Below are 14,925 nucleotides of genomic sequence, written 5' to 3'. Positions count from 1 at the left end.
TCAGGGGAGGGCGCTTCCCTCCCTGAAGTCGATGCCTACCCTCCGTTCCTGAACACCGGGGAGGGTCGGGCATGCGACACGGGCATGGGTGGATGGGGCTGGGGGTGGTGTTGGCGCTCCTGGCGACGGGCGCCACCGGATGCAAGGACTCCGGCCCGGCGCCTGGAACGCCTCCGCCCGGCGACCGCCACGATGAGCCACCCCTCAGCCATGACGGCGGGGGTGTGTGGGCCGGCTCTGACGGTGGCGTCGTCGTTCCCGAATACGACGCGGGCATGCCGGAAGACGAACCGGATGCTGGCACGCTGCCGGACGGGGGCTTGGCGCTGCCCGCGCGTGACGCGGACGCGGTGCGCCGGGAGAACCAGAGGAAGGGCACCCCCAGCTGGCGCATCGACAAGAACGCCAACAGCCGGGAGATTGAAGGCTACGCCCTCCAGTCCACCGTGAAGCCGGGTGAGTCGCTGCGGGTGGCGGTTTCCTTGTCGGAGGCGCGGAAGTTCTCCTGGTTCGTCTACCGCATGGGCTACTACGGCGGCACGGGAGCCCGCGAGGTCGCGCGCGGCGGCCCGGTGCAAGGCACCCGGCAGCCGGACTGTCCGGTGGATCCGACGACGGGCATCATCGCCTGTGGCTGGTCGCCCACGCTCGACATCCCCATCCGGGAGGACTGGGTCCGCGGCGTGTACGTGGTGAAGCTCGTGCGTGACGACCGGCCCTCACGCTACGTGCCCTTCTTCGTTCGCGACGCCAACCCTCGCTCGGAAGTGGCGGTGCTCATCCCCACCGCCACCTGGGCGGCCTACAACACCTGGGGCGGCACCAGCCTCTACGATGATCAGCAGGGCGTGATGAAGGCGCATGGTGTCTCGCGCGCCTTCCAGTCCTCGTATGACCGGCCCTTCTACCGGGGGCAGGGGGCAGGGCACCTGATGACGGACGACCTCAGCCTCGTGACGTGGCTGGAGTCCCAGGACCTGGACGTGGGCTACTTCACCGACGAGGACCTGGACGAAACCTACGATGTCCTGCGGGGCGCGAAGGTGTTCGTGATGTCCGGCCACGATGAGTACTGGTCATCCCGACAGCGCGACTTCGCGGACCGCGCGCTCTCCGAGGGCCGGTCCGTCCTCAATCTGGGCGCGAACAACGCCTACTGGCAGGTGCGCTTCGAGCCCTCGGCGGACGGACGGCCGCGCCGGATCGTCACCTGCTACAAGGGCGCGCCCGAGGACCCCTACAAGGACCAGCGCAGGACGGTGAAGTTCCGCGACCTGCCCGCGCCCCGTCCGGAGAACGCGCTGCTGGGCGTGCAGTTCGCGGCGCGCTGGCACCAGTGGCCCTTTCCCTCCGTCATCACCCGCCCGGACCACTGGGCCCTCGCGGGCACGGGCCTCAAGGCAGGGGACACGCTGTGGATGGCGAACGGCTACGAGATGGACCAACTGGTGGACAACGGCCGCCAGCCCGCTGGCGTGGACGTGCTCGCCGAGTCCCCGGCGCTCTCGCTCCAGGGTGGCTTTGGCTTCTCTCACATGGTCGTGCGCAAGCAGGGGGACGCGTACGTGTTCTCGGCGGGCGGCATCGACTTCGTGCAGAAGCTGGCCGGGGTGACGGAGCGCGAGGCGGATCCACGCGCGGCCCGTATCGTGGCCAACGTGCTCTACAAGGCGCTGGGCCAGAAGGTGCCGGCGGACCTGGTGCGGTTCCAGCCCCCCGCGGCCTCCGCGGCCCAGGGGCCCTTCGCGCAGTCCGTGCAGACGGTGGCGGGGACCCCTGGCAAGCGCTGCTACTCGGACAGCAAGGTGGCGCCGGATGCGCTGGGCGCACCGCTCGCGGTCGCCGTGTTGCCGGACGGCGGCTGGGCGGTGGCGGACGCGCTGGGCAACGCCGTCAAGCGCGTGGCTGTGGGCGGACAGGTCCGCACGATCCTCACCGGGCTCTCCGGCCCCATGGGCCTCGCCGCGGACGCGCTGGGCAACCTCTACGTGTCCGACACGGAGAATGCGCTCATCCGGCGCATCACCCCCGAGGGCCGGGCGGACGTGTTCGCGGGCAGCACCCCTGGCTATCAGGATGGCCCCGCGCACGACGCGACCTTCAACCAGCCCGCGGGCCTGTCCTTCACCGCGGATGGCACGGCGCTGCTCGTGGCGGACCTGAACAACGGCGTCATCCGCCGCATCGACATGGTGACGCCCGGCAATCCGGTGACGACCCTCCCCGGCGACTGGCTCTACCGGCCCTCCGCGGTGGCGCAGGCGGCGGATGGCACCACGTACGTGGTGGAGAGCGGGATGGCCCGGGTGGTGCGCGTGCGCGACGGCGTCACCCGCGTGATGACGGGCTCGACGCCCGGCTTCAGCGACGGAGACGCGAGGGACGCCCAGCTCATGCCGTATCTGGGCCTGGCGCTGCTGACGGATGGTTCGCTCGCGATCTCCGACCCCGGCAACTACCGCGTGCGCCGGCTCGTCTTCGACGCGGCGGGTGAGCCGCGGAAGCTGACCACGCTCGCGGGCAGCGGCCGTTATGGCGCCGAGGATGGCGCAGGCAAGGAGGCCCAGCTGGTGCTCCCCGCGGGGCTCGCGGTGGGGCCGGAGGGCACCCTCTACGTGGCGGACGCCGGCAACTCGCTGATCCGCGCCATCAAGCGCTGAGGTGTCCGCCCGAAAGGACGCGGCTCCACGGCGGACGCCGCGGATCAACGCCCCGGGTTGCGCATCCCGCCCAGCGGCGGCGGGGCGTCCATCTCCTGCCGCGTGCGCCGCCGGTCCGGGGTGTCGCGCGGCAGCTCCACGAAGGTGCACATCTCGCACAGCCGGCTGTAGATGCGCTCGCCCACGCGCTCGCGCAGCAGCTCCGCGTCCTTCATCGCGGACCTCGCGTCATCCGTGGTGCGGTAGCCCGTGGGCGCGCTGCTCCGCGTGCCCTTGCGCTCGGGCTCCAGCGAGTAGTTCGTCGCGAAGAGCGTCGTGCGCCCCGCGTTGTAGCGCCGGGCGATCAGCTCATCGAGCGTCTCCATCTCGAACGGACTGCCACGCCCCTTGCCCAGCTCGTCGATGGCCAGCACCTCGACCTCCGACAGCGGCCCGATGATCTCTCCGCCGCTCTTGCCGTCCTGGAAGCCGCGCCGGATGGTCGCGTACAGGAGGGAGATCTCCACGTACCGGGCCCGCACGCCCATCTCCAGCACCAGGTGCGCGAGCGTCGCCGCCAGCAGGTGCGTCTTGCCCGTCCCCACCGGCCCGCTCAGCACGTAGCCCTTGTTGGTGGCGCCCTTCACGTACTGGTGAGCGAAGTGCATCGCCACGCCCCGGCCCCGGTCCTGGGCCTCGTTGAAGGGGCGGTAGTTGTCGAACGACGCGTGCGCCATGACCCCCGGCATCTGCACGTCGTTGTAGAGCGCGACCCGCGTGCGCCGCAGCGTGCACACGCACGGCTCCAGCACTTCGTACGTCCGGGCGCCCACCTTCGTGCTGAAGGTCCCTTCCTTCTGCACCAGGATGTGGCCGCGCCCGCCGCACACCGGGCAGTCCTCCGAGCACGTACACACCCGCGCCGACGCAAGCTCCCCGCGCCGCTCGATGAGGTACGTCCGCCCGCCGCACTGCCCACACGCCTCGCCGTTCGCCTTGGCAGCCATCGCAAGCCCAGCCATACCACCGCGCCCCGTGGCCGTCAGTATGCTGCTCTTTCGTTCAGGCGTCCGGGGTTCGGCCAACCCCTCAGGTCTCCTTCATGTCCAGCCGCCGTCTGACGGCCGCCTGCAGCCGGAAACGCCGGGCCACGCGCCGCGCCCGCGCCGTCATCAGCTGCTGTTCACCGGTGCGCGCATCGCGCCACACCGTGCGTCGCTCCGCGAAGGGCAGGGCGCGCAGGAGCGCCAGCAGCGCCCAGGTCTCCTGCTGATCCATCGCCGCGGGCTCGCGCGGCACGCTCCCGAGCACCGTGTCCAGCAGCCGGTGCACCCGGGGCGCGAGGGCGGCCTCACGCTCCGTCAAGGCACGGAGCGCCGAGCACAGGCGCGCGTGGCGGACCTCCTCCCACGACCGCGCGGGGCGCTTCTTCGCGGCGGTGGAGGGGGGCTCTTCACCCTGGCCCGCGGACAGGTCGCGGTACTTGCGGATCTCCGTCTCCACCTGCCGCCGGCATGAACGCAGCGAACGCAGCACCGGCTCACCGGGACGCGCGTCCCACAGCGCCTTCTCCGCCGAGCGCGAGATGCCCCGCGCCACCACCTCGAAGGGCACGCCCTCCTGCGCCCACGCGATGACCAGCTCCGTGTCCAGCGCGGACAGCATCAGCCCCGCGCCGCGCACCGCGAGGAAGTAGTCCTGCACCAGCTCCGCGAAGCTGGCGCTCTCCGGCAGAAGGCTCATGATCCGCGAAAGCTCCAGACAGGGCGGCCAGACATCCGGCCGTCAGCCTCCCATACCCCCTGGGTCCAACAGTGCAACCTTCCTCTCGCTGGCCGGAGTGCCCTCGGGCGCACAGCGAAATTGAAGTTTTCCCGCTTGCTTTCCAACGGACCAAACGTCCGTCCGTCCAAGTTGACCCGCCTTGCGGAAACCGCGCATAGTGCGGGTCCCCTCATGGAAATTCCCGAAGATTCCCGGACACTTGCCAAGCAAGCAGGCATCCGTGGACGCCGGTTCCTCGCTCCTAGGAAGACCATGCGCCGCTCGCTACTCGTTTGCCTCGTTCTCCTGACTTCCATGGCTTCGGCCCAGGAGAAGAAAGCACTGCGCGACGCTGACCTGGGCAAGAAGTCCACCACCACCGTGGACAAGTCCCTCGCTGGCGACATCACGCGCCCGAAGGAAGCCCAGCAGGCCGCTCCCGCGCTTCAGTATGATCAGTTCCGCCTGGGCGTGGAGGTGCAGGTCGCCTCGAAGCGCCGCGAGCAGATCGAATCGCTGAAGAAGATCATCTCGCTGTCTCCGGATCAGAAGGAAGCCCCCAGCCTGCTGTTCCGCCTGGGCGAGCTCTACTGGGAGGAGTCGAAGTTCTTCTTCTTCGAAGCCAACCGGAAGGATGACGAGCTCATCGTCGCCATGAACCGCAACGACGCCGCGGGCCAGCAGAAGGCCAAGGCGGAGAAGGCGGAGTTGATGGCGAAGGTGAAGGAGAACGGCAAGTACGCCGTGGAGCAGTACACGAAGATCGTCCAGGAGTACCCGAAGTTCGAGCGCACGGACGAAGTGCTCTTCTTCCTCGGCCAGTACCTGATGGAGGACGGCCAGGACAAGAAGGCGCTCGTCGCGTTCAAGCGCCTCGTGGAGAAGTACCCGCAGTCCAAGTACCTCCCGGACGCGTACTTCGCCTTCGGCGAGTACTACTTCAACAACTCCAAGGGCAAGCGCCCGGAGCTGGAGAAGGCGCTCGCCGCGTACAAGAAGGCGGCCGAGTACCCGGAGAATCAGGTCTACGCCTTCGCCCTCTACAAGCAGGGCTGGTGCTACTTCAACATGGGCGAGTACGAGTCCGCGAAGGACAAGTACAAGACCGTGGTCCTCTACGGCGAACTGGCGGGCGCCGCCGCCGTGGAGAAGGACGGCAAGTCCAAGGCGAAGGGGTCGCTCGTGCGTGAAGCGCGCGCGGACTACGTGCGCGCGTTCGCCCGCGAGGGTGACGTGACGCAGGCCCGCGCGGACTTCAGCAAGGTCGCCACCAATCCAGAGGACCGCTTCGCGATGATGAAGCAGCTCGCGAACCTCTACTACGGCGACGGCAAGGACCGCGAAGCGGCCATCACCTTCAACGCGCTGATCAAGGAGAAGCCGCTGTCGCCGGAGGCCCCGGGCTTCCAGGGGAAGATCGTCGACTGCATCCTGCGCATGGGCAACAAGGAGCGCACCGTGGCCCAGGTGCGCCGGCTCGTGAAGATCATGAAGGACGTGGAGTCCTCTGGCGTCATCAAGGACGACAAGGACAAGAAGGCGCTCGACGAGGCGAAGGAGCTGTCCGAGCGCACGCTCTCCAACCTCGCCGTCACCTGGCACAACGAGGGCAAGAAGACGCGCAACGAGGAGACGTTCAAGTACGCGGACGCCGTGTACAGCGACTACCTCACGCTCTTCCCGGAGAACCCCAAGGCGTACGACCTGCGCTTCTTCTGGGCGGAGCTCCTCAACGACAGCCTCCAGAACTTCGACAAGGCGGCCGCCAACTACACGCTCGTCGTCCTCCAGGACGCCAAGGTGCTGGAGGCCAAGGACGACAAGGGCAAGCCCAAGCCGGGCAAGCCGGGCAAGTGGCTGACCAACGCCTCCTACAACGCCGTCCTCGCCTATGACGAAGTCGTCAAGGCGGCCGAGGCGCGCGGCGAGGCCAAGAGCGAGTCGGCGGGCACGGACATCACCAAGAAGATCGCCATCCCCACGCTGAAGAAGTCGCTGCTCGACGCGTGCGAGCGCTACCTCAAGTACGTCCCCAAGGGCGACAAGCGCGTGGAGATCGCCTTCAAGGCGGCCAACATCTACTACCGCCACAACCACTTCGACGAAGCGGTGCTGCGCTTCAGCGAGATCGCGCTCGGCTACCCCGAGTACAAGTTCGAGGACGGCCAGCGCGCCGGGGAGATCGCCGCCAACCTCATCCTGGACTCGTACAACCTGCTGGGCGACTTCGCGAAGGTGAACGAGTGGGCCCGCCGCTTCTACGCCAACGACAAGCTGGCCACCGGCAAGTTCCGCGACGACCTGGCGAAGCTCATCGAGCAGTCGTCGTTCAAGCTGGTCAGCCAACTGGAGGAGAAGAAGGAGTTCTCCAAGGCGGCCGAGGCATACCTGAACTTCGTCCATGACTTCCCGCAGACGGAGATCGCGGACCTGGCGCTCTACAACGCGTCCGTCGACTATTACAAGGCGAAGAGCCTGGACAAGGCCATCGAGGTCCGCAAGCGCCTGTTCGCGGAGTACCCCCGGTCCAAGTACGTGCCGGACTCCATCTACGCGAACGCGGAGGCGCTGGAGGCCATCGGTGACTTCGAGGACGCGGCGGGCACCTACGAACTCTACGTGCGCGGCTATGAGCGCAACCTGAGCGAGAAGGGCGGCGCCCCCGCGGCGAAGTCCAAGGCGAAGGGCGGCAAGCACGCCAAGGCGAAGCAGGCCGCCAACGACGACGCGCCCGCGAAGCCCGGCGTGGTGCAGAAGTGGGACGAGTCCAAGGCGCAGATCGCCCTGTTCAACGCGGCCACCTACCGCGAGGGCCTGGGCCAGCTGAAGGCCGCGCTCAAGAACCGCGAGCACTACCTGGAGCTGTGGCCCAAGTCGAAGGACGCCGAGGACGTGTTCCTCTCCATCGTGGACCTGCACGTGAAGCAGGGCGTCTACATGAAGGCCATCAAGCTGCTGGAGGAGTACGAGCGCGACAACATGCGCTCCTCCAGCAAGTTCCTGATGGCGGAGGGCCGCATCGTCGACATCTACGCGAAGATGAAGAAGACGAACGACGTGCGGCGCATGAACAAGCGCATCTTCGACTACTTCGACCAGCTGCCCCGCCGGCAGCAGACCACGCTGGAGAAGCCCGCGCTGGCCGCCGCCGCGCAGGCGAACCTGCTGGCCATCGAGCCGGACTGGAACGAGTTCAAGCGCCTGAAGCTGTACTGGGGCGTGCCGCCGTCGCCGGAGCGCTTCAAGGGCTCGCTGGCCGACAAGGGCCGCGCGCTGGAGGTCGTGCAGAAGAAGTACGTGCAGACGGTGGCCCTGGGCGCCCCGGATCCGGCCATCTGCGCGCTGCAGCGCATTGGCCTCGCGTACGACCACATGGCCGACCTGGTGGTGAACGCGCCCATGCCGCGCGGCCTGGACGAGGAGTCGCAGCAGGCGCTGCGCGACGAGTTCAGCAACCAGGCGCAGCCGCTCAAGGACAAGGCCACGGAGGCCTTCTCCGGCGCGGTGGCCAAGAGCCGTGAGCTGGGCGTGTTCAACGACTGCGCCGCGGCGAGCCTGAAGATCCTCCGCAACACCTACGCGCCGGACCGGTACCCGGAGGTGCTGGAGGAGAAGGTGGCGCTGAAGAACAAGCAGCTGGTGCTGGGGGGGGACGTGCTGGCCGCCGTGCAGGACATCCCGCCCCCGGTCGCCAAGGCCGAACCGGAGAAGCTGGCCAAGAGCGAGGCGCTCAACGAGGACCTGTCGGCGCTCACCAATCAGCTGCGCCAGCAGACCGAGTCCGAGCTGGCCAAGCCCGCCGCCGCGGCCAAGGACGGCAACGCCCCCAAGAAGACCGTTGATGATCAGGAGCCGGAGGACTTCCTCTAATGAACCGCACGCACTCGTTCCGCCCCCTCCTGCTGGCCACGTTGGCGCTGACCGCCGTCGGCTGCTCCACCACCCAGACCGCGGCCCCGCCGCCGGTGGCGAAGCCCGTCGCCGCCCCCACGGGCCCGGTGTCCATCTCCAACCGCGCCATGCTGCTGTTCGATGACGCGGTGAAGTCCTTCGACGCGCAGAAGAAGGCCAAGGCGTTCGACTACCCGTCGCTGGAGCGCAAGTTCAAGGCCGCCCTGGAGGCGGACCAGAACCTCGCGGAGGCCGAGTACAACCTGGGCGTCATCGCCGAGCGCATGGGCAAGCCCGACGAGGCGAAGGCGCGCTACGCGTCCGCGCTCACCAAGAAGCCGTCCCTGCGGCAGGCGTCGGACAACCTGGCCATCATGCGCCAGAACGGCGGCGACGTGGCCGGCGCGGTGGCGCTCTACCAGGACGTGCTCACCCGCTACCCGGACGACGCCGGCTCGCGCGCGCGCCTGGCGGAGATCTACCGGCAGAACAACGACCACGACAAGGCGATGGAGCTGTCTCGCGCCGCGCTCATGCGCGACCCGATGAACACCAACGCCTTGAAGGTGATGATCCGCAGCTACCTGGAGCGCAAGCAGCTGGCGATGGCGAAGCTGGTCGCGCTGCGCGCGGTGAAGCTGGACGGCGCGGATCCGGAGCTGCACCACGCCGTGGGCCTCATCCTGCTGAAGGAGGGCGACACCGAGGGCGCGCGCCTGCAGTTCAAGAGCGCGCTGGAGGCGAAGGCGGACTACGTGCCGTCGCACGTGGAGCTGGCCCAGCTGGCGCTCAACGCGGAGGACTTCCCCGGCGCGGAGGAGCACCTGCGCCGCATCCTCCAGGCGGATGGCAAGAACGCCGCCGCGCACGTGGACCTGGGCATCGCGCTCAAGGGCCAGGGCCAGTTCGACAAGGCCATGCAGGAGTACGACGAGGCGGAGAAGCTCAACCCGGACCTGGGCGCCACGTACCTCAACCGCGGCATCATCCTGCACAAGGTGAAGGACGCCCCCGAGCGCGCGGTGGAGCTGTACAAGAAGTACATCGCCCTGGCGGGCGGCGAGGTCGCGCTCCACGCGGAGGCCCCTGTCTTTGGCCTGATGCGCGAGGCGGACAGCATCGTGCAGGCCAAGCGCGAGGCGAAGGCCGCGGAGGACCAGGCCAAGCAGATGGAGGCGCTTCAGGCCCAGCAGCAGGCCGCGATGAAGGCCGAGGAGGCGAAGCAGAAGGGCGCGCCCGCGCCCAACGCCGCGACGCCCGCTTCCGGCACGGGGACCGGCACCGCTCCGCAGGCCACCCCGGCGGCCGCCACCGGCAAGCAGCCGCAGGCCACCCCCGCGGGCGGCACCCAGACGGCGCCTGCCCAGAAGAATGCAGCGCCGGCGGACTCCGAGGAACCTTCGGACGACCTGCTGTGATGTGGGAGACGCCCGCCAGTGGCTTCACGCTGGCGGTGCGGCTCGGGAAGATGCGAACCTTGCGGTCCCCTCGCGCGTCATGCGGGGGCCGCCATGCGGAAACACCAGTGGGCCCGGGACGTGGCCCCACGTGGAGGCAGGATGCGGAAGTGGCTGATGCTGTGCGTGACGCTGTCGGTGGCCCCGGCTTTCGCCCAGGACGAGGGCGGCAAGGCGCAGGGCGGTGGTGCGGGTGGTGGCGCCAAGATGCAGAAGACGACCAACGTCGACTTCGAGGACGACACCATCGAGGGTGACCTCACGAAGCCGGATGGCGAGTACGTCGAGGCGCGCAAGACCGTGAAGCACTCCAACCTCATCCGCATCCGCGAAGACTTCGAGGACAAGGTGATGCAGTCCGTGGGCGAGCTGTAATCCGCCACCACGCACTGACGGTGGGAACCTCCCGCCGGCACCGTTGTCCAAGAGCGCCAAAGCCTACCGGGAGCCGTCCATGGCCGTACCCCTGACACTCAAGGTCTTCAAGGGCGACACGCTGGTCGCCTCCAAGGACTACGAGCGCGACATCATCAAGATTGGCCGTCTGTCCTCCGCGCACCTGTGCCTGGAGGATGAGAAGGTCAGCCGCATCCACTCCGTCATCGAGGTCGCGGCCGACGGCTCCATGTCCATCATCGACATGGGCAGCGTCGAAGGCACCTACGTCAACGGCAAGCGCGTCAACAAGGGGCAGGTCTCCTTCGGTGACGAGATCCGCGTGGGCGGCACCACCATCCGCCTGGAGAACCCGGCCGCCGTGGCCGCGGTGAACCTGGCCGCCGCCGTCGCGCAGGCGGACGCGCCCACGGACAAGAACCCCACCGTCGCGCCCGTGGTCCCCGCCGCCGCCATCGCGCAGGCCGTGGCCGCTCCGGTCGCGCCCGCCGTGACGGCGCCCGTCGCCGCGCCGCCCGCGCCCGCCGCGGCGATGGATGCGTCCGTCGCGCCCACGCAGAAGAACGCCGTGGCGCCCACCGCCCGTGCGCCGGAGGCCCCCGCGGAGGAAGCGGAGGCCTCGCCGCGCGTGCGCACCGTGCGCCGCACCAAGTCCAGCGGCCCGCAGGGCGTGTCGCTGCGCCTGCTCTGGGGCGACCAGCGCGTGGGCGAGTTCTTCGTGCCCCCCGGCGCGAAGAAGGGCTTCACGGTGGGCAGCGCCAAGGGCGTGGACTTCGTGATGGGCGACGCCAAGCTGGGCGGCCCCGCGTTCGAAGTGCTGCGCACCGACGGCCAGGGCTTCAGCGTGCGCTTCGCGCGCAAGATGAAGGGCGAGCTCACCCGCAAGGGCGAGACGCTGGACCTGGAAGCCGTCATGGAGTCCGGCAAGGCTTCGCAGGATGGGGACGCCTACGCGCTGACGCTCGAGGCGGACGACTTCTTCTGGGTGGACCTGGGCGGCCTCACGCTGGAGGCGCAGTTCCAGCCGGTGCCCAAGCGCGTCGTCGTGCCGGTGGGCGAGAACATCGACTACACGGCGCTCAACATCTTCCTGGTGATGTTCTTCATCGCCACCGCGTTCGTCATCCACTCCATGAACCGGAGCGGGGAAGGGGACGAGTACGCGGACGAACTCGCGGGCAATGACGCGCGCATCGCGAAGCTGATCATCAAGCCCCCCGAGACCCAGAAGAACAAGTTCCTGGAGAAGCTGAACCAGCAGAAGGAGAAGAAGTCCGGCGAGATCGCCCAGAAGTCGCGCAACGACGAAGGCCAGATGGGCAAGAAGGACGCGGCCAAGGCGAACACCCGCACCGTGACCAAGGGCGACCCGAACAAGAAGGACGAGGCGCGCGCCCTGACCGCCAAGATCTTCGGCGGCGGCAAGGGAGGCATCTCCACCATCTTCGGCAAGGCGGGCCTGGGCGGCGAGCTCAAGAGCGCCATGGGCAACATGTTCGGCGCCAAGACGGGCGACGCGGGCGGCTTCGGCGGCCTGGGGCTGCGCGGCAGCGGCGGCGGCGGTGGCGGCACCGGTGACAGCATTGGCATCGGCGGCATCGGCACCAAGGGCCGCGGTGGCGGCAGCGGCAGCTACGGCACCGGCGTGGGCACGCTGGGCGGCAAGCAGAGCGTGGACGTGGGCATCACGTCCTCGGATCCGGAGGTCATGGGCTCGCTGGACAAGGAGCTCATCCGCCAGGTCATCCAGCGCAACCGCGGGCAGATCCGCTACTGCTACGAGAGCCTGCTCAACCGCTTCCCCAAGCTGGGCGGCAAGGTGTCCGTGAAGTTCATCATCAGCGCCAACGGCTCGGTGGCCACGTCCAACGTCGCGCAGTCCACGGCGGGCAACTCGGACCTGGAGACCTGCGTCGCGGGCCGCGTGCGCACCTGGAAGTTCCCGGAGCCCAAGGGTGGCGGCTCCGTGATCGTCACCTATCCGTTCATCTTCAAGCAGGCCGGTGACTGACCTAGAATCAACACATCCGAGTTTCTCGCGGGCGGTCCTGGCGACAGGGCTGCCCGCTTCTTCACTTCAGCCTCCCGTCCCCGCGGGATTCCCGCCATCCCCCAGGCCGCCTTCCATGCAGAAAGTCCTTGCTCCTCTCGCCCTGTGCGCCGCGTTCCTCCTTCCCGCGATGGCGGGCGCGCAGGACACCCCCAGTGCCGGTTCCAATGCGACACAGGACCGGCCCGCGGTGACCTTCAACGAGGTCGAGCGCGGTGTGTACTTCGGCGTGTACGGCGGCCCGTCGTGGATCGCCAACCCGCCTGCTTCCCAGGGGCCTCGGCCCTTCTCCTCCGGACAGATGGCCCAGGTGGAGCTGGGCGTCGACCTGGGGGAGCGCCTGTCGCTGGGCGTCTTCTTCATGGGGGCCGTGAACCGCGCGGGGTCCGACTATGTCGGTTATTCGCAGGGTGCGGCCTCCGGTGACTTCTCCATGCTGGTGCCTGGCGCCGTGCTGCGCGCCCGCCTGGTGGGCTTCGCCGACAGCCAGGAGGTCAAGCGCACCTGGATCTACGCCCGCGTGGGTGCGGGGTACGCGATGTTCTCTCCCAAGAAGCTCCTTCCGGATTCCGACATTCTTGTGTTTGCCGGGCCCGGAGTGGAGTACTACACGCGGCTGCGCCACTTCTCGGTGGGGCTGGAGGTCACGGGGAACTACCTCGCCTCCAAGGGCGCCTTCGGGTTCGCGGTGGCGCCCAACATTCGCTACGCGTTCTAGCGGGAGATTCACGTGGCTCAGGAGAATGGAAGCGGTGGATCGCGTCCGGGTGGACGCGGTCCGAATGGGGGCGCGCCGGGCCAGGGGCCTCGCCGTGATGGACCGGGCGGCTTCGGTGGCCGGGGTGGCCCTGGCGGTGGCCGGGGTGAAGGACGCGGCCGGGGAGAAGGCCGTGGCCGTGATCGCGACGCGGGCCCGGTGGGGCCCGGCCAGCGCGTCATCGCCGAGTTGAGCGTGCTGGAGAAGGCGCTCTCCAAGAACGACTTCCCCGCCGAAAAGGGTCCGCTGGAGGCCATCGTCCGCTCGCTGCGGCCCATGAACCTCAAGTCGCTGGACGACCTGGACCTCAACACGCGCGGTCGCCTCATCACCACGCTCCTTCGCGTGCAGCGCCAGCCGAAGCCGGCCCTGCCGGAAGCGGGCGCCGAGGCCGCGGCTCCGGAAGCCGCCGCATCGACGGAAGCCGCCGCTCCCTCCGAGGCTCCGGCCGCGGAAGGTGCTGGCGAGGGCGCCGCGCCGGCCGAAGGGGGTGCGCCCGCCGAGGCCGCCCCCGCGGCTCCGGCCGTGGATCCCGCGAAGGAGAAGCACGCGGCCTGGGTGGACGTGATGGCGCTGGTGGGCCGCGTCTGGCGCGCCGCTGGCGACTCCGAGCGTTCCCAGTCGGCCTTCGCCCTGAGCGGTCGCGAGCCGTCGCCGGAGCCCGAGGCGCCTGCCCGGAGCGAGGAGCGCCGCGAGCGCTCCGACCGTCCGGAGCGCGGCGGTCCTGGCGAGCGCCGGGAGCGTGGCGAGCGTCCTCCCCGCGGGGAGCGTCCTCCTCGCGGCGAGCGCTCGGAAGCGGGCGCGGCCGGTGAGCGGCGCGAGCGTCCGCCCCGGGGCGACCGTCCGGAGCGTGGCGAGCGTCCTCCTCGCGGTGAGCGCCCCGAGCGCGCGCCGATGCCGGAGCTGACGGGCGACTGGAAGGAGCAGGCGACGCAGCTGGAGGCCATGGGCCGCACGCGCGACGCGGCGCGGCTGCACGAGCGCAACAACGGCTTCGCCGACGCCACCCGCCTGTTCGAGGCGGGCGGGGACCTGAAGAGCGCGCTGCGCACGGCGCTGTCCGGCCAGGACAACGACGCGGCCCGCCGGCTCGTGGGCACGCTGCCCGCGGAGCAGATCGGCCCCACGCTGGAGAAGGCCGGTGCGTACGAGCTGCTCATGGAGCACTACGTCGCCAAGGCCGACTTCGAGAACGTCGCCCGCCTGTACGAGCGCGCGCGTCAGTTCGACCAGGCGGCGCTCGCGTACGAGCGCGCGAACAAGCTGACCCTGGCGCGCAAGGCGTACGAGCGTGCCCGGGACATGGCCAGCGCCAACCGCATCCGGGGCATGGAGGTGAAGGCCCTGGTGGAGCGTGGCGACCGGCTGGGCGCGGCGACCCTGCTGGTGGCCGTGGGCCAGCGGCGCGAGGCCGTGGAGGTGCTAAGCCCCCTGCCGCCGCCCAAGGCGTTCCACTTCATGCAGCGGCTCACGCTGGAGGACGAGGCCAAGGAGCTCGCGCAGCGCGAGCTGGCCCGCGCCGAACAGGAGCAGAAGCCGGCTGGCCGCGCCCGCTGGCTGGAGCTGCTGGGCGACACCGCCGCCGCCGCGGAGACGTGGACGCAGGCGGGCCGCAAGGACAAGGCGCTTCCCCTGTACGAGAAGCTCGGGGACCTGCCCCGCGCCGCGCAGCTCGCGGAGGAGCTGCAGCAGCGGGACAAGGCCGTCGCCCTGTACACGCAGCTCAACGACAGCGCGGGCCTGGAGCGGGCCAAGGCCCTTCCGGAAGCCCCCGCCACGCCCCCCGCGGACAGCAAGTCGGACGCCGGTGACGACGCGGACTCCGCGGCGACGCCGACGGAAAATGCCTCCTCGGCTGGCGAGCAAGAAAGCCAATAATTCCCGCCGTTTGACGGGTTTTGCTTGATTGCCCGGGGGCGCCCGCGGCCGGTACACTCCGGCCGCTGGCGCCCTCGTTTCATTCCCCCCCTT

Annotated in this window: 10 protein-coding genes; 8 read left to right on the top strand and 2 right to left on the bottom strand. The window is 69.4% G+C overall.

The genetic code is table 11. From position 1 onward, the window contains the following. The first annotated feature begins 71 nt into the window (after nucleotides 1–71). Nucleotides 72–2,660: a N,N-dimethylformamidase beta subunit family domain-containing protein gene (locus tag FOF48_RS29800; RefSeq protein ID WP_143907153.1), complete on the top strand. Its 2,589-nt coding sequence runs from the start codon at nucleotides 72–74 to the stop codon at nucleotides 2,658–2,660. 44 nt (nucleotides 2,661–2,704) lie between these two features. Here FOF48_RS29800 and FOF48_RS29795 read toward each other — a convergent pair whose 3' ends face one another. Continuing rightward, nucleotides 2,705–3,661 carry an ATP-binding protein gene (locus tag FOF48_RS29795; protein ID WP_143907151.1) on the bottom strand — a complete coding sequence of 319 codons (957 nt, stop codon included), beginning with the start codon at nucleotides 3,659–3,661 and terminating at the stop codon, nucleotides 2,705–2,707. 67 nt (nucleotides 3,662–3,728) lie between these two features. Then, nucleotides 3,729–4,382 (bottom strand): hypothetical protein, encoded by a 654-nt coding sequence (locus FOF48_RS29790; protein ID WP_143907150.1) that lies wholly within the window; start codon nucleotides 4,380–4,382, stop codon nucleotides 3,729–3,731. A 294-nt stretch (nucleotides 4,383–4,676) separates the two neighbouring features. On the opposite strand from FOF48_RS29790, the gene FOF48_RS29785 reads away from it, so the two are divergent. From FOF48_RS29785 to FOF48_RS29760, 7 genes are all read left to right on the top strand, one after another. Beyond that, nucleotides 4,677–8,273: a tetratricopeptide repeat protein gene (locus FOF48_RS29785; protein WP_186002128.1), complete on the top strand. Its 3,597-nt coding sequence runs from the start codon at nucleotides 4,677–4,679 to the stop codon at nucleotides 8,271–8,273. Then, the gene (gene gltE, locus FOF48_RS29780; protein WP_143907146.1) at nucleotides 8,273–9,712 is read left to right on the top strand and encodes an adventurous gliding motility TPR repeat lipoprotein GltE; all 1,440 of its coding nucleotides are present in this window, start codon (nucleotides 8,273–8,275) and stop codon (nucleotides 9,710–9,712) included. Before FOF48_RS29785 ends, gltE begins: the two co-directional genes overlap by 1 nt. 141 nt (nucleotides 9,713–9,853) lie before the next feature. Further along, nucleotides 9,854–10,126 carry an adventurous gliding motility protein CglF gene (cglF, locus tag FOF48_RS29775; protein WP_143907144.1) on the top strand — a complete coding sequence of 91 codons (273 nt, stop codon included), beginning with the start codon at nucleotides 9,854–9,856 and terminating at the stop codon, nucleotides 10,124–10,126. Between the two features lie 79 nt (nucleotides 10,127–10,205). Continuing rightward, nucleotides 10,206–12,158 (top strand): adventurous gliding motility protein GltG, encoded by a 1,953-nt coding sequence (gene gltG, locus FOF48_RS29770; RefSeq protein ID WP_143907142.1) that lies wholly within the window; start codon nucleotides 10,206–10,208, stop codon nucleotides 12,156–12,158. A 115-nt stretch (nucleotides 12,159–12,273) separates the two neighbouring features. Beyond that, nucleotides 12,274–12,915 carry an adventurous gliding motility protein CglE gene (gene cglE / locus FOF48_RS29765; RefSeq protein WP_143907140.1) on the top strand — a complete coding sequence of 214 codons (642 nt, stop codon included), beginning with the start codon at nucleotides 12,274–12,276 and terminating at the stop codon, nucleotides 12,913–12,915. Nucleotides 12,916–12,940: 25 nt separating this feature from the next. Further along, on the top strand, nucleotides 12,941–13,147 hold the full coding sequence (locus tag FOF48_RS36615) for a hypothetical protein (protein WP_370456612.1): 207 nt from the start codon (nucleotides 12,941–12,943) through the stop codon (nucleotides 13,145–13,147). Beyond that, nucleotides 13,114–14,832 carry a DEAD/DEAH box helicase gene (locus FOF48_RS29760; RefSeq protein WP_186002126.1) on the top strand — a complete coding sequence of 573 codons (1,719 nt, stop codon included), beginning with the start codon at nucleotides 13,114–13,116 and terminating at the stop codon, nucleotides 14,830–14,832. The genes FOF48_RS36615 and FOF48_RS29760 overlap by 34 nt, the downstream gene beginning before the upstream one ends. The last annotated feature ends 93 nt before the right edge of the window (nucleotides 14,833–14,925 follow it).

It is taken from the genome of Corallococcus sp. Z5C101001 (assembly GCF_007352635.1).
Classification (GTDB): domain Bacteria; phylum Myxococcota; class Myxococcia; order Myxococcales; family Myxococcaceae; genus Corallococcus; species Corallococcus silvisoli.
This window is presented reverse-complemented; position numbering and strand designations above follow the sequence as displayed.

Excerpts from the sequence above, each read along its gene's own strand:
- gltG (WP_143907142.1), top strand. The coding sequence starts at position 10,206 with ATGGCCGTACCCCTGACACTCAAGGTCTTCAAGGGCGACACGCTGGTC.
- FOF48_RS29790 (WP_143907150.1), bottom strand. The coding sequence starts at position 4,382 with ATGAGCCTTCTGCCGGAGAGCGCCAGCTTCGCGGAGCTGGTGCAGGAC.
- FOF48_RS36615 (WP_370456612.1), top strand. The coding sequence starts at position 12,941 with ATGGAAGCGGTGGATCGCGTCCGGGTGGACGCGGTCCGAATGGGGGCG.
- cglF (WP_143907144.1), top strand. The coding sequence starts at position 9,854 with ATGCGGAAGTGGCTGATGCTGTGCGTGACGCTGTCGGTGGCCCCGGCT.
- gltE (WP_143907146.1), top strand. The coding sequence starts at position 8,273 with ATGAACCGCACGCACTCGTTCCGCCCCCTCCTGCTGGCCACGTTGGCG.
- FOF48_RS29785 (WP_186002128.1), top strand. The coding sequence starts at position 4,677 with ATGCGCCGCTCGCTACTCGTTTGCCTCGTTCTCCTGACTTCCATGGCT.
- FOF48_RS29800 (WP_143907153.1), top strand. The coding sequence starts at position 72 with ATGCGACACGGGCATGGGTGGATGGGGCTGGGGGTGGTGTTGGCGCTC.
- FOF48_RS29795 (WP_143907151.1), bottom strand. The coding sequence starts at position 3,661 with ATGGCTGGGCTTGCGATGGCTGCCAAGGCGAACGGCGAGGCGTGTGGG.
- cglE (WP_143907140.1), top strand. The coding sequence starts at position 12,274 with ATGCAGAAAGTCCTTGCTCCTCTCGCCCTGTGCGCCGCGTTCCTCCTT.